This is a genomic window from Deltaproteobacteria bacterium (genome assembly GCA_012522415.1).
In the GTDB taxonomy this organism is placed as follows: domain Bacteria; phylum Desulfobacterota; class Syntrophia; order Syntrophales; family JAAYKM01; genus JAAYKM01.
In genome coordinates, this window is the sequence record JAAYKM010000002.1 from 1 (window position 1) to 19,830 (window position 19,830).

At 60.6% G+C, this 19,830-nt stretch carries 22 protein-coding genes and 1 pseudogene; all 23 read right to left on the reverse strand.

All coding sequences use genetic code 11. The features are described 5' to 3' along the window. Positions 1 to 226: 226 nt before the first annotated feature. A complete protein-coding gene (gene flgL, locus GX147_00030; protein NLN59101.1) occupies positions 227 to 1,387 on the reverse strand; it encodes a flagellar hook-associated protein FlgL in 1,161 nt (386 codons plus the stop codon). Positions 1,388 to 1,439: 52 nt separating this feature from the next. Continuing rightward, complete coding sequence (gene flgK / locus GX147_00035) at positions 1,440 to 2,822, reverse strand: flagellar hook-associated protein FlgK (GenBank protein NLN59102.1); 1,383 nt, start codon at positions 2,820 to 2,822, stop codon at positions 1,440 to 1,442. A 6-nt stretch (positions 2,823 to 2,828) separates the two neighbouring features. Continuing rightward, positions 2,829 to 3,383: a flagellar protein FlgN gene (locus tag GX147_00040; GenBank protein ID NLN59103.1), complete on the reverse strand. Its 555-nt coding sequence runs from the start codon at positions 3,381 to 3,383 to the stop codon at positions 2,829 to 2,831. A gap of 136 nt (positions 3,384 to 3,519) precedes the next feature. Then, entirely contained in the window at positions 3,520 to 3,825 is a 306-nt protein-coding gene (flgM, locus tag GX147_00045) for a flagellar biosynthesis anti-sigma factor FlgM (protein ID NLN59104.1), read from the reverse strand. Positions 3,826 to 3,883: 58 nt separating this feature from the next. Further along, complete coding sequence (locus tag GX147_00050) at positions 3,884 to 4,273, reverse strand: hypothetical protein (protein NLN59105.1); 390 nt, start codon at positions 4,271 to 4,273, stop codon at positions 3,884 to 3,886. Between the two features lie 53 nt (positions 4,274 to 4,326). After that, complete coding sequence (locus tag GX147_00055; protein ID NLN59106.1) at positions 4,327 to 5,505, reverse strand: flagellar basal body P-ring protein FlgI; 1,179 nt, start codon at positions 5,503 to 5,505, stop codon at positions 4,327 to 4,329. A 41-nt stretch (positions 5,506 to 5,546) separates the two neighbouring features. Then, the gene (locus tag GX147_00060) at positions 5,547 to 6,239 is read right to left on the reverse strand and encodes a flagellar basal body L-ring protein FlgH (protein ID NLN59107.1); all 693 of its coding nucleotides are present in this window, start codon (positions 6,237 to 6,239) and stop codon (positions 5,547 to 5,549) included. Between the two features lie 21 nt (positions 6,240 to 6,260). Next, on the reverse strand, positions 6,261 to 6,983 hold the full coding sequence (gene flgA, locus GX147_00065; protein NLN59108.1) for a flagellar basal body P-ring formation protein FlgA: 723 nt from the start codon (positions 6,981 to 6,983) through the stop codon (positions 6,261 to 6,263). An 18-nt stretch (positions 6,984 to 7,001) separates the two neighbouring features. Further along, positions 7,002 to 7,784: a flagellar basal-body rod protein FlgG gene (gene flgG, locus GX147_00070; protein ID NLN59109.1), complete on the reverse strand. Its 783-nt coding sequence runs from the start codon at positions 7,782 to 7,784 to the stop codon at positions 7,002 to 7,004. Between the two features lie 18 nt (positions 7,785 to 7,802). Beyond that, positions 7,803 to 8,657, reverse strand: a complete 855-nt coding sequence (gene flgF, locus GX147_00075) for a flagellar basal-body rod protein FlgF (GenBank protein NLN59110.1) — start codon at positions 8,655 to 8,657, stop codon at positions 7,803 to 7,805. 206 nt (positions 8,658 to 8,863) lie between these two features. Beyond that, positions 8,864 to 9,136: an EscU/YscU/HrcU family type III secretion system export apparatus switch protein gene (locus GX147_00080; protein ID NLN59111.1), complete on the reverse strand. Its 273-nt coding sequence runs from the start codon at positions 9,134 to 9,136 to the stop codon at positions 8,864 to 8,866. Positions 9,137 to 9,174: 38 nt separating this feature from the next. Beyond that, complete coding sequence (locus tag GX147_00085) at positions 9,175 to 10,326, reverse strand: flagellar hook-length control protein FliK (GenBank protein ID NLN59112.1); 1,152 nt, start codon at positions 10,324 to 10,326, stop codon at positions 9,175 to 9,177. Beyond that, positions 10,326 to 10,802, reverse strand: coding sequence for a DUF2802 domain-containing protein (locus tag GX147_00090; protein ID NLN59113.1), 477 nt, complete (start codon positions 10,800 to 10,802; stop codon positions 10,326 to 10,328). Before GX147_00090 ends, GX147_00085 begins: the two co-directional genes overlap by 1 nt. A gap of 1 nt (position 10,803) precedes the next feature. After that, positions 10,804 to 11,121, reverse strand: coding sequence for a hypothetical protein (locus GX147_00095; GenBank protein NLN59114.1), 318 nt, complete (start codon positions 11,119 to 11,121; stop codon positions 10,804 to 10,806). An 80-nt stretch (positions 11,122 to 11,201) separates the two neighbouring features. Beyond that, complete coding sequence (locus tag GX147_00100; protein NLN59115.1) at positions 11,202 to 11,972, reverse strand: HAMP domain-containing histidine kinase; 771 nt, start codon at positions 11,970 to 11,972, stop codon at positions 11,202 to 11,204. Between the two features lie 54 nt (positions 11,973 to 12,026). Then, on the reverse strand, positions 12,027 to 12,596 hold the full coding sequence (locus GX147_00105; GenBank protein NLN59116.1) for a hypothetical protein: 570 nt from the start codon (positions 12,594 to 12,596) through the stop codon (positions 12,027 to 12,029). Between the two features lie 34 nt (positions 12,597 to 12,630). After that, positions 12,631 to 13,310: pseudogene (locus GX147_00110) on the reverse strand (FliA/WhiG family RNA polymerase sigma factor). Between the two features lie 39 nt (positions 13,311 to 13,349). Continuing rightward, positions 13,350 to 14,222 (reverse strand): MinD/ParA family protein, encoded by an 873-nt coding sequence (locus tag GX147_00115; GenBank protein ID NLN59117.1) that lies wholly within the window; start codon positions 14,220 to 14,222, stop codon positions 13,350 to 13,352. A 91-nt stretch (positions 14,223 to 14,313) separates the two neighbouring features. Further along, positions 14,314 to 15,489 carry a flagellar biosynthesis protein FlhF gene (gene flhF / locus GX147_00120; protein ID NLN59118.1) on the reverse strand — a complete coding sequence of 392 codons (1,176 nt, stop codon included), beginning with the start codon at positions 15,487 to 15,489 and terminating at the stop codon, positions 14,314 to 14,316. Between the two features lies 1 nt (position 15,490). Then, positions 15,491 to 17,569: a flagellar biosynthesis protein FlhA gene (gene flhA, locus GX147_00125; GenBank protein ID NLN59119.1), complete on the reverse strand. Its 2,079-nt coding sequence runs from the start codon at positions 17,567 to 17,569 to the stop codon at positions 15,491 to 15,493. Between the two features lies 1 nt (position 17,570). Beyond that, complete coding sequence (flhB, locus tag GX147_00130) at positions 17,571 to 18,647, reverse strand: flagellar biosynthesis protein FlhB (protein NLN59120.1); 1,077 nt, start codon at positions 18,645 to 18,647, stop codon at positions 17,571 to 17,573. A 58-nt stretch (positions 18,648 to 18,705) separates the two neighbouring features. Continuing rightward, the gene (fliR, locus tag GX147_00135; GenBank protein NLN59121.1) at positions 18,706 to 19,485 is read right to left on the reverse strand and encodes a flagellar biosynthetic protein FliR; all 780 of its coding nucleotides are present in this window, start codon (positions 19,483 to 19,485) and stop codon (positions 18,706 to 18,708) included. 39 nt (positions 19,486 to 19,524) lie between these two features. Further along, positions 19,525 to 19,794: a flagellar biosynthesis protein FliQ gene (fliQ, locus tag GX147_00140; protein NLN59122.1), complete on the reverse strand. Its 270-nt coding sequence runs from the start codon at positions 19,792 to 19,794 to the stop codon at positions 19,525 to 19,527. Between the last annotated feature and the right edge of the window lie 36 nt (positions 19,795 to 19,830).

Genomic DNA, 19,830 nt, shown 5'->3' on the forward strand with positions numbered 1-19,830 from the left:
CCCCCGACCTTTTCCCCCCTGACCCCGACACCGGGCCCCGCGCTTTTCCCAGGGAAATCACGTTGGGGATTCCTCGTTCAGAAAGGCCGAGGGGGAGACAGACCCGGCGCAAGGGCGGGTAAACCGGAAGGGACGGGAAAGGGTCGTCATGACGACGGAGGAGGCAGGAAGGGGCGGCCCCTCCAGGGGGAGGGGCTTTTATCCCCGGGAGCGGGAAAGGGAAAGGCTACTTCAGAAAATTGAGAATCGAGTTTTGCCCCAGTCCGCCCGCCAGGGCGTAGGTGGACTTCAGGGCGATTTCCTTCATGGACAGGAGCATGCCCAGGGCCGTCACGTCGGCGTTTTCCGCGTTGGCGACGATGTCCGTCACCTGCTTGTCCAGACGGCTCAGGCTGTTCTCGGCCATTTCCAGGCGGAGCTGCTTCGTGGAGCACAAGGAGGCGGCAAGCTCGATCCGCTCGCGGGCCGCGGCGACATTCGCCCGCTGCGCCTCCACCTCCGCCGCGTCATACCCCTCCATCGCCGTGATGAGGGCCGTCAGGGTCTCGAACAGACCGGCGAAAGCCTCCGAACCGGGCGTGCTGTAGGCCGCCAGATTGCCCGCCCCGATCGGGAGGGACAGGGACTGGTCATCGCCTTTGTAGTACCCCTCGGCGTAGGCCTTGACGTAAAAGACGTCATTCTCCCCGACGTCCCCGGCGTCGAAGGTCAGGGTCAGGTCGTCGGGCAGCAGGATGGTGTCCCCCCCGCTCCAGGCGTCGGAGGGGGCGCCCCAGGTTTTCCCGCCGTCCTGGGAGATCCGGTAGGAGGCCGTACCGACGGTTCCGCCCTCCGTCATCCGGACCACGTAGGTTTTGTTGGAGGCGCCCATGTAAACGCCGTCCGGGACGAGGGTGCCCGTGTAGGCGTTCCTGGCTCCCATGCCGCTTTCCACGCCGGCTTCGTGGGGGGCGGCGGAAAACGGCTCCGTACCGACCAGGGAACCGGCGAAGAGATGGTTCCCGTTCAGTTGCGAATTGGCCAGGGACAGGATCTGATCGCGCGTGTCCCGCACCTGCCCGGCATAAATCTGCTGGGTCGCCATGTCCTCCATGTCGTAATGGTCCACGGCGGAGCCGATAATCGACAGCAGATCGAGGATGCCGCTCAGGGCCGTGTCCGTCATCCTGATCCAGGCGGTCCCCTGCTCGATATTGCCCCGGTACTGGTCAAGGGACGCCAGGGTCTGGCGACCGTTGAGGACCTTCATCATGCCCGTCGGGTCGTCGGAGGGGCGGTTGATTTTTTTCTGGGACGCCAGCTTCTCCAGGAGGGCGTTGTAGCCTTCCTGGAGGCTGTTCATGTTTTTAATCGTCGAGTAATACCTCATGTTATCGGATACACGCATGATTTCTTTTCCCCCCCTCAAGCCGTTTGTCCGCCGGTTCGCGGCGGCGCCCTTACCGGATGATGCCCATGAGGGTCTGGAGCATTTCATCCACCACCGAACAGAGCTTCCCCGCGGCGTTGTACCCCAACTGATACTGGATCAGCCGGATCATCTCCTCATCGACGGATACGCCCGATACGGATTCGCGCATGTTCGTCAGGCGTTCCATGACGTTGTTCTGGTGCGTTACGGACCAGTTGACGTCGGACACATCCTGCCCGACCCGGCCGACGATGGACGTGTAGTACTCGCCGAACGTTGCCATGCCGCCGCTCAAAACGCCCTTTTCACCCAGCCCCGCCAGGGCCAGGGCATTCTCCCCGTCACCCATGACGGTGGCGGAGGCGGCCATCCGGTTGACATCACCGGAAACCTCGGCGCTGACCTGCATGTAAGCCGCCTGGGTCACGGGCGTGAAGAAATCGATCCCCGTGTTCCGATACCGGTCGAAACCGGCCCGATGGATCGTGTTGACCTCGTTCACGATCCCCGCCGCCAGCGCATCCAGTTCGGCGAGGTACCGGGGAATGTCCCGATCCCTTACCTCGATCAGGGCCCCGAGCTTCCCCTTCGTCGCGGCCCCCGTAACGGGTTCATCGGTCTTGTCGGTGAAGACGATATCGGACAGGGTCGGATCCTGCCCGCTCGGAGCGAGGGCGAGGCTTTTCGTCATGACCCCGTCAACGAGGAGACTGCCGTCGGACAGGAACACCTTCACACTGCCGTCACCGGATTCGACTATGCTGATATCGACGAGACCGGCGAGGGATTTCAGCAGTTCCGTCCGGTTGTCCAGCATGAGGTTCGCGTCGCCCTCCACGCCCCCCGCCTCGACCACCCGCCTGTTCAAGTCGCCGATGGCGGACACGATGGAGTTGATTTTCGTCACCGTCGAGGAAATTTCCTGCTCCGCGTTCCCGATCAGCGTTTTCAGGCCGGAACTCATATTCCGGAACATGGCGGCCAGGCTCTGGGCCGTACTCAGGAGGGCGGCCCGCTGAACCTGCCCGTCGGGGTTCGCCGACAGGTCCTGCCAGTCCCCCCAGAAACGGTTGAGCAGGTCGGCAAGACCCCCGCTTCCACTTTCATCGAAAATCGTTTCGACGTTGGCTAAAAAGCTCGCCCGGGTTTCATGGTAGCCGACGAGCTGATGCTGTCCGATGATCTGGGCTTCCAGATACCCGTCGTAGATCCTCTCGACCCCGGTCACATCGACGCCTATCTGGAAAACCTGGCCCCGGACGTCGATCGTCCCCAGGGACTGAAAGACGGCCCGCTGCCTCGCGTAGCCCGGCGTATTGACGTTGGCGATGTTCGAACCCGTCACGTCGATGGCGAGCTGGTGGCTCAGAAGGGCGTCCTTGGCCGTGTTGAGCAGTCCGCTGATCGCCATGGCCTCTCACCCCTCCCTCTGAATGAGGGTCCCCTGCATGGGACCCGTCCTGATCCGTCCCGTCTCCTCGTAGCCGCCCCCGGGAACGACCATGCTCTGAAGCAGGCGAAGCGACCCCCGGACATCCTCCAGGGCGGCCTGGATCAGCTCGTTGTTCCGGCGGTTGAGGGTCTGGGCCGTGTGGACGACGCCGGTCAACGCCTCCTGACGGCTCCGCAATCGACGGGCCGTGTCCTCGTCGTCGGCCCGGTCCGCAAGGTCGGACAGGGAAAGCCTCTGCTCCGCCTGATCGTTCAAACGGGAACAGAGACGGCCCACAATCTCCCGGCGGGCGGCGGCGTTGTCCTGCTCACGCAGGAGAAGCGACTCCTTGCGGCTGTTGAACTCGTCGATGGCGTCCGGAGACGCCGTCGTCAGGATCAGCCGTTCTTCCTCCAGAAGATCGAGGAGGGATTGCTGAATGGCCTGCTCCCGGTCCAGATTGCCCAGGAGCTTTTCGTAGAAGGAACGTCGTTCCTCCCTGACGGCCTGGTCGTTGTGTGTGTGATCGTTCCGGTCCATGACGGGTCACCCCCTGTTTGTTGTCTGCATGAAAGTACACGTAACCGGGAAGGTCCGGCGGAAACCGGATGAAAGGGGGCACACGAAAGGCGGGCATACGGATCATGCCCGGAGGGGACGAACCTGTCTCGCCGGGTCAGGCGAAAATATCGAGAAGCGACTCTCCCACGATTTTTTCGGCGATCTTCTCCCCACTCACATTGTATGTTCCCGCTTCGATCCGGTCCTTCAGTTCCTGAACCTTTTCTTCCCGGATATCCGGCATGCCGGCCACGGCATTCCGGATCGCCTGAACATCCTTGGCCCTGGTGGAAAGATCAACCTTCTCCCGAGGAGACGCGACTCCGGCAACCGTCCGCTCGGCCTCCTGTTTCAGGCCGTCGTTTTTCTGATACTGCTGCATCATCTGGACAGTCGCATCGTTTATACCGGAAATCTTCACTGTGTTTTCTCCTTCTCCATGATCTTGCCACCCTTATCGGCACATTCGAAAAAAAACTTTAATCTTTTGACGCAGAAATATTCGACGGCGCTCCTTTTTGCGTCATCGTCTTGACGTTTTCCTCTTTCCCCAGGACCCGGTCCGCCAACTGCCTGTAGAGCATCTCCTTCAAACCCAGGCCGTTGTTCCTCTTGGCCAGCTCTTCGGCCACCTTCTGGTCCACCATCATGTCATAGGTTCCCTTGCCGGGAAACCGGTCCACCAGCCCGGATTCGGGAATCGTCCGGCGCATGGACTGGAAAAGCTGGTAGGTGAACAGGGCCTCGAAGTCGGCGCAGGCCTTCCGAAGCTGTTTTTCCTTTTCCCGCCGCGCCGCCCCCGCCTCGTCGGCCCGGCCGGCGGAGGAGGAGGTGATGACCGGGGTCGCGCTCCTGATCGTGTTTTCCATTTTACGGTCTCGCCTTTCTCGTCATCCCCGTCATCGGCCCCGGCGTATCCCCCTTAGATGATCTTCAGATCCGCCTGGAGGGCCCCGGCGGCCTTGATGGTCTGGAGGATCGTGATCAGGTCACGGGGGGTCACGCCGATGGCGTTCAGGGCCTTGACCACCTCGTCGATCGTCACCCCCCTGGGGACGACCATGAGCTGTCTTTTTTCCTCCGCCGCCCCGACCGTCGTTTCCTGCGTCACGACGGTCTGCCCCCCGGGGGCGAAAACGGTCCCGGTCTTCGCGTCCTTGACGGGACGGTCACCGGGGGCCGTTCCCGGAGCAAAGGGCAGAGGCTGGGACACACGGTAATCCTCCCGGATCTGGATACTCAGGTTGCCGTGGGAAACGGCCACCGTCGATATTCTGACGTTTTCCCCCATGACGACGGTTCCCGTCCGCTCATTCATGACCACCACGGCGGGGGCGTCAACGGGCACCTCCAGGTTTTCGAGCCTGGGGAGGATGTCCACCACGCTCCCTGCGGCCTGGGGTAACATGGCGACGGTTATGACGCGGCCGTCCACCTGCCTGACGGCGACCCCGTCCAGGGAGGAGCGGATCACGTCCGCCACCCGTCCGGCCGTCGTGAAATCCGGGTGCTGAAGCTGGATGGTCAGCTCCCTCATCCTGTCCAGATCGTAGCGCAATTCCCTTTCGATGAACGCGCAGTTGGAAATCGTCCCCACGGCGGGATGGTTCTTCACGGCCCGGGCGCCGGATCCGCCCGCCGTGAAGCCGCCGAGGACGACGGGGCCCTGGGCCACGGCATAGACCTGCCCGTCCGCCCCCTTCAGGGGGGTCATGAGAAGGGTGCCTCCCTGGAGGCTTTTCGCGTCGCCGATGGAGGAGACGGTCACGTCCACCTTGGTTCCCACCCTGGCGAAGGGGGGCATCACGGCCGTGATCATGACGGCCGCCGTGTTGTCGGCGTCGATCTTTTTGCCTTTCGTGTACAGGCCCTGGCTGCTCAGGAGGTTGGCGAGGGTTTCCTTCGTGAAGCCGTTGTCCACGTCATCGCCCGTTCCCGCCAGGCCCACCACCAGGCCGTAACCGATCAACTGGTTGTCCCGGATGCCGTTGAACTCGGCGATATCCTTGATCCGGGCCGCCTCCGCGCCGGCCCATCCAAGTCCCAGGACGAACACGAAGGCCAGAACAACGCCGCGCCATGTCACGCCCATCTTTCCCATTGCACACCCCATTACCCTTCTTCCGGTGACGCCCCGGGTCCTTAAAAAGGCCACACCCAATCCACCACCCGGGTGAGCCATCCCGGCCTCAGCTTGTCGTTGACGATCCCCTTGCCCGTATAAAGAATCTGGGCGTCCGAAATATACTGGGACGCGATCATGTTGTCCGACGTGATGTCCTCGGGACGGATCATCCCGGAGATGACGATGAACTGATCCTCCGCGTTGACCGTCACCTGGCGTCGTCCCTCGATCACCAGGTTCCCGTTTTCCAGGACACGGATGACGCGGGCCGTCATCCTCGCCACGAGGTTGTTCCCCCGGCTTGTATTCCCCGCCCCTTTCAGTCCGCTCGCTGAGGAGCCGCCGGCCTTGATCAGCCCGCCCATATTTTCGTTCCGTTTCAGGATGGACGTATCGATGCCGAAAAGGGCGTCGATCTGGGCGCTGGTGCTGGAATTCCGGCTGGTATCGGTTCCGGCCTTGTTGTTCCCCGTCGAGGATTCGGAAACGATGATCGTGACGATATCGCCGACGCCCCGGGCCCTGCGGTCCACGAACAGGGAACTCCGGCTGTTCTCTCCCACCCAGATGGACCCCATATGGGGAGCCGGCTGTTCCACGGGCGGCGGTATATACGCGTCCCCCCCGATTACCTGACGGCCCGGGGACACGCAGGAAACGAGCAGGAAAAGCCCCCCGGCGCACATGACGTATCCGATTATCCGTTTCATGACCATGCCCCTTAAAGCATCCTAAAATGTTTCAACCCGGACGAAAGCCTCTCCCACGACCTTCGCCAGAATAACCCGCTGGGAGGACAGGTTTTTCACCCGGATGCGCTGCCGGTCCACCCCCGCCTCCTCCGCCACCCCCGTGGCGATCAAGCTCAGGGGGCCGCTGTCGAGCACGATCCGGACCACGTCCCCCCGTTTGACCAGGATGGGTTCCTTGATCATGGCCCGCGTAACTTCCCGGTCGGGGACGAGGTCCACGGTCAGGCGCTTGCCCATGATCTCGTCCACGTCGGCCACGGATTTCATGGAAAACCGCCGCACCCAGCGTTCCGAGGTCTGCAAGTCGGCAGCCCCGACAATCGTGTCGCGCTTGACGACCCGCGCCGCCGTGACGTAACGCTCCAGCACCTCGATGTCCGCCCGGACCTGGTACTTTTCGATGAAGACACCGCCGTCGAAGAACCGGACGATGAACCGGCAGTTGCCGATCAGCGTCGTTTTTCCCAGAGGGGAAACGTCACAGGAAATCCTTTCCCCCTCGAGGGTCACCTCGGGGGGTTTTGCGGGGAACTCGATCCTCATGTCCTCGGGAGGACGGTTGGCCTGATCCCGCACATAATCGACGACCAGGGCGGCGAGATTGAAGTCCTGTTTCCCGCCGGACGAGGGGCCGGACCATGCGGGTCCCGCCGCCAGGAGCAGGGTCATGAAAAAGGTCGTGAGTATCAGAAGTCTTTTCATGGTCTTATCTCTCGGGCCCTAGCGTTTCAGGCCGGCGATAATCGACAGCATGGCGTCGGCCGTCTGAATGGCCTTGGAGTTGATTTCGTAAGCCCTCTGGCCGGTGATCATCTTGATCATCTCCTCGATGACGCTGACGTTGGACATTTCCAGGTAATGCTGGGTGATGGTCCCCATGCCGTCCTCCCCGGGGTTCCCCGTTATCGGTTCCCCCGACCCTTCCGTCTTGTCGTACAGGTTGCGCCCCATGCTGGTCAGCCCGGCCGGGTTGATGAACTTGACCAGTTCCATCCGCCCCGTGGCCAGGGCGGAACCGGTCTCGTCCGCCGCCGTCCAGGTGCCGCCCTTGTCCACCGTGAAGGTCACCGTGTCCTGGGGAACGGAGATTTCGGGGATGATTTTCAAACCGTCCGCCGTCGTCAGGTAGCCGTCCTTGCTGACCTTGAAGTTGCCGGCTCGCGTGTAATAGGTGGTTCCGTTGTCCTCGACCTGGAAAAACCCGTCCCCCTCGACGGCGAAGTCGAACGCGTTGCCCGTCAACTGGTAATCGCCCTGGTTGAAAATTTTCTGCGTGCCGATGGGCTTCACGCCCATGCCGATTTCGATCCCCACGGGGGTCTGGTTGCCCTCGGAGGTTTCGGCGCCCGCTTTCGTATAAATCTGGTACATGAGATCCTGAAAATCCGCCCGGGACCGTTTGAAGCCCACCGTATTCAGGTTGGCCAGGTTGTTGGCCACGACATCCTGATCCAGCTGCTGCGCTTCCATCCCCGTTGCCGCCGTGTATAAAGATCTGATCATGTTCTCCTCCTTGAACGGTTAAACCAGCCGGCCCACCCGGCTCACGGAAAGATGGTCCTGCTCGGATATCGTGTGAATCGCCTTCTGATACAGCTCGAAAGACCTCTGGATATCGACCATCCGTATGAGTTCCTGCACCGCCGACGTGTTGGACAATTCCAGGTAACCGGCTTGAATGTTCCGCATTTCCGGCTCCTGTATGACCTGTTCCCCCTGTCCCGCATAGACGAACAGGCCGTTGGCCGATCTTTTCAGGTTCGAGGTGTCCTCGAAGGTCACCACCTTGAGGGTTCCCGCCTCGATCCCCTCCGGCTCGGTTCCGAACACCCTGATGACGCCGTTCGGGGAGATCCGCACATCCGTCGCGCTATCGGAACCGGGCATGACGATTCTACCCCCCTCGCCCATCACGGGGTGCCCCATCCGGTCCGTCAGGGTCCCCTCCCCGTCCACGGCGAAATGACCGGCCCGCGTATAGGCGACCCCCTCCGGGGTCTCCACCTCGAAAAACCCGTCGCCCTGAATCGCCACGTCCAGGTTGTTCCCCGTCCTTTCCAGGACGCCCTGGGAAAAGTCGATGTAAACGGAGGCGCGCACCCGGGGCGTCCAGCCGCTGACCGGGTCGGGCATGTTGTCCCCTACGGAGGCCGTCATGTGCTCCGCTTTATAGCCGGGCGTGGATGCGTTGGCGATATTGTTCGACACCAGATCCAGTTGATTCACCTTGACGGAAGCGACGCCGGCGATATCGAGAAGGGTGTAGGGCATGGTTTTTCTGACCTCCAAAATGATCTCTGCCTGATACGAAGCAAGTCGCGTACCAACCCGGAAAACGACGGCGGCGGCCTCGACCCCGGAGGGGGCGGGCGGCAAAAATTTCGAAACCCACCGCGGGGGGAACCGGCCCGGATCCCGCTGAAGACAGGGGATCACGACCGGAACACGTCGAGGGTCGGCCTGGCGGCATTCCATGAAACAGGGAAAAAATCACGACGGGATCGGGAGAAGGACAACGGGGGCTGGGGGCCGGGGAAACCGGGAAAGGGGGAAAAATTTTCCTGCCGGGAAGGCAAGATCCGCTAGGGGCGGCGGGAATTCAGGGAATAGACGAAGGCGAGGATTTCCGCAACGGCGCGGTACACCTCAACGGGAATCTGGTCGTCCAAATCGAGGCGGCTCAATATCTCGACCAGGCCCGGGTCATTCCGGATGGGGATGCCGTGTTCCCTGGCCGTCTCGATTATCCGATCGGCCACATGACCTCGCCCCTTGGCCGTCAGCCTGGGGGCGGCATCCCTGTCGGGATCGTACCGAAGGGCGGCGGCGAGGGTCCGTTTCCTGCTTTTTCCCATATTCGCTCCTTCACGAAAGAATCGCCCGGGCCGTCCCGTCAGGCGAAAAGGTTGATGGCGCGCTCTTCATGCCAGGAGGCGTCCCGCAGGTAGTCCCTTTTGGCCGCCTCCACGTCGTCTCGTACGCCGCACGTCATCCGCATCACCTGAAATCCCAGGGCCTGGAGGCTCTCCTCCAATTCCGCCAGGTGCGCCGTGACCAGGGCCGATGTGTCAACATTTTGACAGAGCAGGTCGGCCGTCACCTCCCGTTCCCGGACGCCCAGGTCGATCATCATCTCCCCGAGGGCCTCGAGGTTCAGGAAAAAAACCACCCGGAGAGGCGCGCCCTCTTCCTTTTCCGTCTCGTCGCCACGTCCACCGAACTCGATGAAAATATCCTGCATGGCCGGGCCGTGGGGAAAAGCGAAGGGGATTTGAACCATGAAGCGGCTGTCCCGCTCTCCGGACACGACGTTGAGGACCTGCCCTGTTTCCAGGTGCCGGACCGACCGGTCGGCGAAGTCGGCCAGACGCAGGAGGGCCCCCGTCTCCCCGTCCCGGATGTCAGGCCGCCCGGCCAGCCACGATCGGATTTCGTCGCTGAGCCTGAACATGGCGCTTTTCAGATCATTCCCGGACGGGGGCGGCCCCTTCTCCAGAACCGCTTTTCTCAGGGCGTGCTCCAGCAGAAGGCCCGAATGGGTCAGAAAATCCCGGATGAAAAGGGGGTTCTTCATGGTCTCCGTGGAAAAGATCAGGGTGCGGATCAACCGCCCCAGGGCATCAGAGCGGTCCCGCAACAGGCCCTCCGGCAGCGTTTTCAGATTCTCGGGACTGAAAAGGACCCCGGCGGACTGAAAAAGGTCCGCCATGGCCAGGGGAGCGGCGCGAAACGCCTTCAGGTAACCCGAGATCAGGGCCTGTTCCCCTCCGGCGTCGCCGGGGATCACCCGCAGCAGAATCCGGGGCTGCAGGCTCTCCACCTGGACCTGGAGCGTCTGGCCGACCTGCAGGGGCATGACCGCTTCCGCCGTGACGGGGGCGCCCTTCAGCATGACCACCACCCGGTTGCCGTCGAGTTTCTGCGTAATTCGGGCTTCCAGATTCTCCCCCGGTTTCATCGGGGGGAACCCGGGGGATTCGAACTTCTCCCCGATCGCCCGGATCAGCAGTTGCGACGGGACGCCCTTAACCCGGTAGGGCGCCATCAGGCCTGCTCACTTCCGGCGTTCAGCAGGCCCTTGATCAAGGCGAGTTCCCCGTCCGTCACGCCGCATGCACGGGCCACCTCCCGGTCCGACTCGCCCTGTCGGATCAGGCGGACCGCATCCCGGTAACGCAGATTCGCTTCGGCCCCGCCGGGGGAATCCCCCTCCCGGCCCCGGTCCAGTTTTTCCGCCGCTTCCGCCAGCAGCGCGCCCAGGGCTTTTTCCCGGTCATCGATCTGCCGGATCATGTCACCCAGGGTTTTACGCCCCCGATCCAGGGTTTCCTGGAAATGCTTGCATTCCTCCCGGGATTCGTCAAGGAGCGCCCTGAACCGTGACAGATCGTCCTCGTCCGGCAGGGGAGGCGGCGGCGCCCCGCGGCTTCCTCTGAAATCCCGGAAGAGCAGAAACAACACGGCGATGCAGAGAATCACCTCAACCGCGATCTGGGTAATCAGCAACAACTGGATGTTCATTTCAGGCCTTGATATCGATGTGACTGCCCGGAACCGGTTCGTCTTCCGGGTGTTCAGCCGGCGGCAGATCCTGCTCTTCCGGCTCGTGTCCGTCCCGCGTCTCCCGCTTTTTCCCCTCATGCCTGAAGCTGTCCCGGATCACGGGCGCATCCTTCTTCTCGAGATCCTTCACGCGCTCCTTCTGCAGCCGCCTCTCCTCCTGCAGTTGGAGGTTGAAATACCGCTGCTGCATGTCCCCGTGCTGCTGCTGCACATTCTGGACCTTTTCCATTGCGTGGGACTGGAGAATGGACTGCTGGGCATCGACCGGTCTAACCATGGCGATCTCTCTCCTTGTTTCACCTTCCCCGCCCTGTCCGACTGCGGGTCCGTGACCGGGAGATCTTCACCCCCCGTCGCCTACCGATAGGGAATGGCAACCGTCACGGCATTGTAAGCCCCTTCACGGGACAGATGGATGTGGGCCCGATGATGTTTCAGCAGCAGACAGGCATGGAAAAAACCATCGAGATCGGCGTCGGGCGCCGCGACCTCGCCGCCCTGTTCCAGCTGATCCGCGAAGCGAATGATTGCTTCCTGAAAAGGCCCGCCTGAATCGCGAAGGCGGACATAAACCTTTCCGTCGTCGCCGTCCGTGGACAGGAAAAAGACCCTCTGCGGCTCGTTTCTCATGGCGGTCATCGCCCGGCGGATCAGGGCGAAAAAGCTCAGGGAATAATCAGCCAGGGATCCGGTCACCTCGGGAAGATCTTCCATGAGTTCCACGTGCTTTTTCACTTCGTGCTTGAACGGCAAGTAAAAATCGGTAAAACGCATTTCCGCGGCCAGAAGCTGGGACAGGTTGATCTTTTCCGGCCGAACCTCGGCGATGCCCTGAAACTTTCTCGCCACATCCCAGAAAAGATCGGAGAACTTGTCCGATTCCCGGTTGATGGAGGCGATATCCTTCAGGAGTTTTTCATAATCCTCTTTCATTCCGAAGGCCAGGTCGGGATAACGCTCCCTGACCTTCCGCACATGATCGTCAAGGCGCCGCTGGAGCAGTTTTGCCCGGCCCATGATCCCGTTCAGGGGGTTGGCGAAATTATGGAGGATTCCCGGCATGAGTTCATCGTACATCGTCGCCAGGAACCGCTCCCTCAGGGTCTCATAGCATTCCTTTCTCTCCATCCTTCCTCCCCTCGGCATGTTCGGACAACCGAACCGCGCGACATTTCGATTGTATCAGATAAAAGCGTAATCGGCCAGGTACACGTTTTTCACCGCCCCCTCGCCGAGAATCTGGTTCATCAGCGCCGACAGGTCCTCTTTCAAAAGCTCCCGGGCCGCCCCCGACGACAGGAGTTCATCCCCCCGCAATTGAATCGCCCTCATGATTTGGCGGCGGATGCCGGGGTTATCGTTCAGATCGGCCTGTTTGCCGTTTCCGTTCAGTTCGGCGACGAAGCTGATCATCAGGAGCCGGTTACCGCTTCCCTCCGGAAGGGGGATTAAAAAATCCCGAAAGACAAGCGTTGGAGAGGACGCCGCAAGGGTCTGCGCGGGGGCCGCCTTCTCCCGGACCGCCGTCTTCTTCCCCATGTAAAGCCCGACCACCTCACGGATCCCCAGGCCGATCCCGGAAAGGAGGAGCACGCCGACCAGGGCGAACAAGGCGAACTTGACGCGCCCGGCCCGGAGAGCCGTCCCTCCCGCCCCTCCGCCCGCAACGGGGGCTTCTTCCACCGTGTCCGGCGGGGGCGCCTCTTCCCCGTCAGGGGGGAGATCCATCTTATCGAGCTCCGCTTTGGACACCGCTTTTCACCTTTCCGACGGGGCAGCGCCCATGTCAGTGCAAGTGCTTCGTGATTCCCCGAAGCCGGAAAATCGCCTGCGCATGAAGCTGACAGACCCGTGATTCCGTCAGTTTGAGTACCTTGCCGATTTCTTTCATGGTCAGCTCTTCATAATAGTACAGCGCCAGAACCAGCCTTTCCTTTTCGGGCAACTGGTCGATCGCGTTCTTCAGCCCCTCCTTCAATTCGCTGTTCTTCAGGAGATCCAGGGGGTACCGTGATCGATGCTCTGCAGGACCGTGTCCCGGCTTAACTTGTCGAGATAATTGGGCGGCAGATCCTCACTGCTGATCATATTGACGCACCGGGATTCATCCAGCAGCCGGTGGTACTCCTCTATCGCGAGCCCCAGGAAGGCCGCGACTTCCGTCTCATCGGGCTGCCGTCCCAGTTGTATCTGCAACTTTTCGAAAACCGCTTCCAGTTTGTTGTCCTTGCTCCGCGTGGACCGGGGAACCCAGTCCCGGGAACGCATTTCATCCAGTACGGCCCCCCGGATGCGGAAGCGGGCGTAGGTTTCAAACTTGACGTTTCGTTTGGCGTCGTACTTTTCCAGGGCCGACATCAGGCCGATGACGCCGACGTGAATCAAATCCTCCCGGTCCGTCACATGGTCGGGCAGCCTGGCCGTTATTCTCCCCACAACGTTTTTCACGAGGGGAACATACTTCATGATGAGCTGATCACGTTCTTTCTTCTTCACGATCCTTTTCTACATCGCATCCCAGAAAAAACCCAATGTTCCCGTTGTGTCATGGTCGGGTTCTTCCCGACCGATTTTTTCCGCCAGGTCCCGGAGGCATCTGGCCGCCGCAGACCGGGGGAAGAGGGTCACAAAGGGTTTCTGTTTTCGTACAGCCTCCGGGACATGGTCGTCCTGAACGACATGACCCAGATACGCCACCGTTACATTGAGAAAATGACTGGTCGCCTGGTTCAGGCGGGCAAAGACCTCCTTGGCCTCCTCCTCATTCTTCACCATATTGACCAGAACCCGGAAACGCTCCTTGGCGTGCCGCTGATTCAACACCTTGATCACGGCGTAGGCGTCGGTGATGGCCGTCGGCTCGGGGGAGGTGACCACGATGATCTCCTGGGCCGCCATGTTGAAGTACATCACGTTTCCCGAAATACCGGCTCCCGTATCGATGAGCATGAAATCCAGCTCGTCCCGCAACGTCCTGATTTCATCGATGAGGGTCAGCTTGTGCCCCCTGGAGAGATCGGACATTTCCTGAAGCCCCGAAGCGGAGGGCAGAATCCTGAAGCCGCCCGGACCCGGCACAATCACCTCCTTGAGGGTCTTCTCGCCGGCCAGGACATGGCAGAGGTTGAACGTCGGCGTCAGGCCTAAAATCACATCGATATTGGCCAGACCGACATCGGCATCCAGGACCAGGACCCGGTTTCGCATCCTCGCCAAAAGGCAGGCCATATTCGCCGTAATGTTCGTCTTGCCGACGCCGCCTTTCCCGCTCGTCACGGCGATCACACGGACAGGACGCTTCCGCCTGCGGTGACCCGTCTTTCCCAATTCCAGGGGGGCGGCCCATTCATCGGGGGATGGAACCTTTCCGTTTCTCATTGCCCTGAGCGCAGATGCCTGATCCAATATTCCGACCTCTCATTCTTCCCCGCCGTGACCGTTTCGCGTCCGATCCGGCGGTTTCACGTTGCTAGTGCAGCGTTCCATTTACAATCAATCTGGCCAGATCCCCCGCATTCACGGCCTGAATATCTCCGGGCACATTCTGTCCCGTTGTGACATAGGGCACCGGTTTTTGTGCCTTATCCAGCACATCGAAGAGGAATCCGAAGCGGCGGCACTCGTCCACCTTGGTCAGGATAACCTGATCGACGCGGAGGGGCTCGTAACAGGACAGGGTGTCGAAAAGGTTTTCCCGGCTCGATGCCGCGCACAGAAGGAGGTTCATCTCCATGCCCTCCCGGTCGTGAAACAGCCCCTTCATCCGCTCCAGGTGGGACACGTCCCCGAGTCCCGTGCCGGGTGTATCGACGAGGATGATATCCCGGTCGGCATGCCCCTCGATCGCCTTCCGCAACCCCTTTTCATCGGCGGCGACCTGCATGGGGATGTCCATGATGCCGGCATACGTTCTCAACTGTTCGGGCGCGGCGATGCGATACGTGTCCGTCGTGGCCAACCCCACCCTGTGCTTTCCGCCCAGAGCGTAGCGGGCGGCCAGTTTGGCAATCGTCGTCGTTTTCCCCACACCGGACGGCCCGACGAAGACCTGGATCCGCCTCCCCCCGGGGGCCGGCCGTTCGCGTCTGAACCGCCCGCGGATCAGCTCCTCAACCCTCATCAGCCCCTCTTCCGGCCCATCGATATCGACGCGGCCCTGCGCCGCCCCCAGGTTGAGACTCTCCAGAAGCACACAGGCGCCTTTTCTGGAAACACCCTGCCTGACCAGGCGGGAATAAACCCGGGTGAGGTGCGTTTTTTCTCTGCTGTTCTTGAGCCCGAGAAGATCGAACAGGACGTTCAGGCGGTCCTTGACTTCTCCGAATTCATCGAACAGGGTCTCGCGTTTCTTCAGCTCCCGCAGGAGGAGTCTCAATTCGCCGATGTCCTCGCGCAACCCCTCCCATTCCGGTGACCCCCCTTTCCCATCGGGGGGCACGGCGGGCATGGCGCCGTAAGGATTGGCGCGGGACGGGGGGGAAAGAACGGGCTCATCCGGATCTTTCGCCGCCACCACCTCCACCCGGGTTCCCCCACCGCGGGAGAATTGCTTGCTCGAAAGAATGATGGCGTCCGGCCCGAGTTCCCTCTTGATTCTTGCCAGGGCCTCCTGGGTGCTCTTCGCTTCGTAGCGCTTGATCTGCATTCTACAACTCCACCATGCCTAATGACCGAATACTCGCTTCCCTCGATATTTCATTGTGGGAGAGCACCACCATGTTGGGGAAGAACCGTTCCAGAATATTACGCAAATGAATCCGAACCGTCGGCGAACAGAGCACGATCGGCTGCAACCCCTGCGACGTAAACGTGTTCAGCCCCTTTTGCAGGCTGCCGACCATCCGGCTGACCATATTCGGATCGGGAGAAACGAAGGATTCAAATTCCGTATGCTGGATCGAGCGATTGATGATGTCCTCGATTTCAGGAGAGACCATCATGACATGGATATGACCCTCCGCGTCCTCGTACTGCTTGGTAATCACGCGGGCCAGGGACTGGCGCACATAGCCCGTCAAAATATCGACGTTCTTCGTGACGGCCACGTAATCCGCCAGCATCTCGATGATGGTCATCAGGTTGCGGACGGAGATCCGCTCACGCAGCAGCCGCTGGAGGACTTTCTGGAGCACCCCCAGGGGCACCACCTTGGGCACGAGTTCGTCCACCACCCTCGGGTAGGTCTGGGACAGCTGGTCGAGCATGTTCTGGACCTCCTGCCGCCCCAGCAGTTCGTCGGCATGGTTTTTGACGATTTCCGTCATATGGGTGGTAATGACCGTTGCCGGGTCCACCACGATCAGGCCTCTGGCCTGAACGCTTTCCTTTTCCCGTTCGGGAATCCAGACGGCGGGCAGGCCAAAAGCGGGTTCCCTGGTCTCGATCCCCTGAATTTTCGGCCCCGTCTCATCGGCCATGATGACGAGGTGATGCCCCGGCATCAGCTCTCCCCGGGCGATTTCGACCCCCTTCATCAGAAAGGAATATCCGTTCGGCTTCAACTGGAGGTTATCGCGGATATGAATGGCCGGCATGACGAAGCCCATTTCCATGGCCAACTGTTTCCGGAGCATCTTGATCCGCTGGAGCAACTCGCCGCCCTGGGACGCGTCCACCAGAGAAATGAGGCCGTAACCGACTTCCAGGCCCAGGGGATCGACGGGAACGAACAGCTCCTGCGTGTCGGACGGCGGTGCTTCCTGGATATCCTCTTCAGCGATTTCCGTCTCGACGGCTCGCGTTTTGTAAAGTTTTACGGCCAGGCCCGCCATGATCAGGGCGATCATAAAAAACGCCAGTTTCGGCATCCCCGGGATCAGGCCGAAGATAAAGAGCATGGCCGCCGCCGTGGCAATGGCCCGGGGATGCATGAACAACTGAGCCTGCAGCTCCCCGCCCAGGTCGGTCGAGGCCGTATTGCGGGTCACGAGCATACCCGCGGCGGTGGACACGATCAGGGCCGGCACCTGGGTGACCAGGCCGTCCCCGACGGTCAGGAGCGTGTAATTCCTCGCCGCCTCCACCACGGTCATGCCGTTCTGGAGCACACCGACAATGAGTCCCCCGATGATGTTGATCAGGACGATGATGATCCCCGCCACCGCATCACCCCGGACGAACTTGCTCGCGCCGTCCATGGCGCCGTAGAAGTTCGCCTCCTTTTCGACCTCGCCACGCCTGTGCCTTGCCTCCAGGTCGGTGATCATGCCCGCGTTCAGGTCCGCGTCGATGCTCATCTGTTTGCCCGGCATGGCGTCGAGGGTGAACCGGGCGGCCACTTCGGCGATACGCGTCGAGCCCTTGGTGATGACGATGAAATTGATCAGGACCAGAACGGCGAAGACGATCATGCCGACAACGTAATTCCCCCCGACGACGAACGTGCCGAAAGCCTTGATGACCTGTCCGGCCGCGTCGGTTCCCTCGCCGCCGCGTAGGAGAATGATCCGCGTGGACGCCACATTGAGGGCCAGACGGAACAGGGTCGCGATGAGCAGCACCGAGGGGAAAACGGAAAAATCCAGCGGTTTCAGGACGTACATGGCCATGAGCAGGATGATCATCGCCACGGCGATGTTGAACGACAGCAGAATGTCCAGAACGGTTTTGTGAAGGGGCACCACCATAACCGCCAGAATGCCGATCACGGCCAGGGCCACGATGGCGCTGTTGCTCTTCATCCAGTCCCACGTATACGCGTTTTGTGTTATGCCCGTCGTCGCCATCTTATGCCATCGCGCTCTTTTCTTTCATTCTGTACACGTAGGCCAGAATCTCCGCCACGGCCCGGTACAGGTCCTCGGGAATCATGTCCCCTACACCTGTAATTCTATACAATACCTGTGCCACAGGCTTGTTTTCCACGATGGGAATTTTATGTTCCGCCGCGATGTCCCTGATTTTTTCCGCCACATATCCCGCCCCTTTCCCTATCACGACGGGGGCGTTCATGTTGTCCTGATCGTACCGGAGGGCAACGGCCAGATGGGTGGGGTTCGTAATGACCACATCCGCCTCCGGAATGCCCGCCATCATCCTCTTCCGTGCCATATCCCGCTGAATCTTCCTGATACGGGACTTGACAAGGGGATCCCCTTCGGTGTGCTTGAATTCCTCCTTGATCTCCTGCCGGGACATCCGGATGCTCTTCTCGAACTCCCATCTCTGGTAAAAATAATCCAGCAGGGCCATGACGATCAGGACAAGGCAGGTCAGCATCATGATTCTGAAAGCCACCCGGCCAACGAAGGCAAGCATTCCCCAGACCGACTGATCCGCCAGGGGAAACAGGGCCGGTATTTCATGGAGGATCACCAGATAGGCAATGAGCCCCACAACCGAAATTTTGAACAGGTTCTTCACCAGTTCGACAAGAGATCTCAGGGAAAACAGTCTCTTGAACCCCTTGAAGGGATCGATTTTCGACGCCTTGGGTTTTATGGCTTCCCAGGAAAACATGAAGCCGACCTGCATAACGTTGGCGAGAAATCCTGCAATGAAAACGGCCAGCAGCAGGGGGAAAATGAGGAGAAAGACCTTGTAGATCAGGGATATAACGAAGGCGTGGATGTTGTCCGGCGTGAGAACGACCTGGCCCGCGTCCCGGAAGGCCGCCCTCATGATTTCCACGACGCCCTCCACGAGACGGCCGCCTCCGAAATAAAAATAGATGAGCGACGCGCCCAGCACAACGGCGGAGGCCACCTCCCGGCTGACGGCAACCTGACCCTTTTCCCGCGCCTCCTCCCTCCGTTTGGGTGTGGCTTGCTCGGTTCGTTCCTGGCTCTGGTCCTGTTCCGCCATTTGGCATGTTCCCCTATCCGATTTATGACGACGGTGTCAATTATTCCCCTATCCCCGTTTATCCCATGACGCGCAGCAGTCCGAAAAGCGATTCCCCCAGACGTCCGTAGGCCCTCTGCATCAGCGACGCGAAAAGGGGCATGGAAAGCCCGAAAAAGATCAGACCGACGGAGATCTGCAGAGGAAACCCGACGATGAAAACGTTGATCTGGGGGACCGTACGGGCGACTATCCCCAGTCCGATATTGGTGAAAAGAATGACGGAAACGACGGGAATACAGAGCTTCACCGCCAGAACGAACATATCCCGGGCCAGGCTCATCATCAGCGCCATGAAATCCCCGGAAACATGAAAGGACAAAACGGGAAGGATCCGGAAACTATCGGCCATGGCGGCAAAAAAGATATGGTGGGAGTTCGTGGTCAGAAAAATCAGCAACGCGAAAAGATACAGCACCTGCCCGATCAGGGAGACACTGATACTGGAAACGGGGTCGATGACATTCGCCACGGAAAACCCGATTTTGAATCCAATCAGTTCCCCCGCCACCTGAATCCCCGCAAAGATGAGCCGGGCGGCAAAACCCAGGGCGACCCCCACCAGGATTTCGGATATCATCCGGAACAGAAGGGGCATAAAATCGACGGGAACGGCCGGTAGAAACGGAGACACCGCCGGAAACAGGAGGAGGGCCACGACAAAGGTCAGGCCGGCCTTGACCCGAAGAGGCACGATCTGCTCCCCGAAAAGGGGCATCGTGCCGATCAGGGCGCCGACCCGGAGCAAAACCAGGCTGAAGGCGACAGCCCATTCAACCGATATGACCGGAAACTCCATCAGTCCGCCTCACCTTTCCTCATCCGGCTGTCCGGTTCTTCAGCGGACATAGACCGGAATGCTGACAAACAGGTTGTGGGTGAAGGACAGGAGGACGCTGAGCATCCAGGGTAAAGCCGCGATCAGAACCACCATGACCGCAATAATCTTGGGCACGAACACCAGGGTGATTTCCTGAATCTGGGTCACCGCCTGAAAAAGGCTGATGGCCACCCCGACGATCAATCCCACCACCAGAACCGGCGCCGCAACGAGGAGCGTCACCTTGATGGCCTCCGTCATGATCCCGATTACCAGATCTACCGTCATTATCCTCACTCCTCCCACCACTTGTCGGGCATGGAC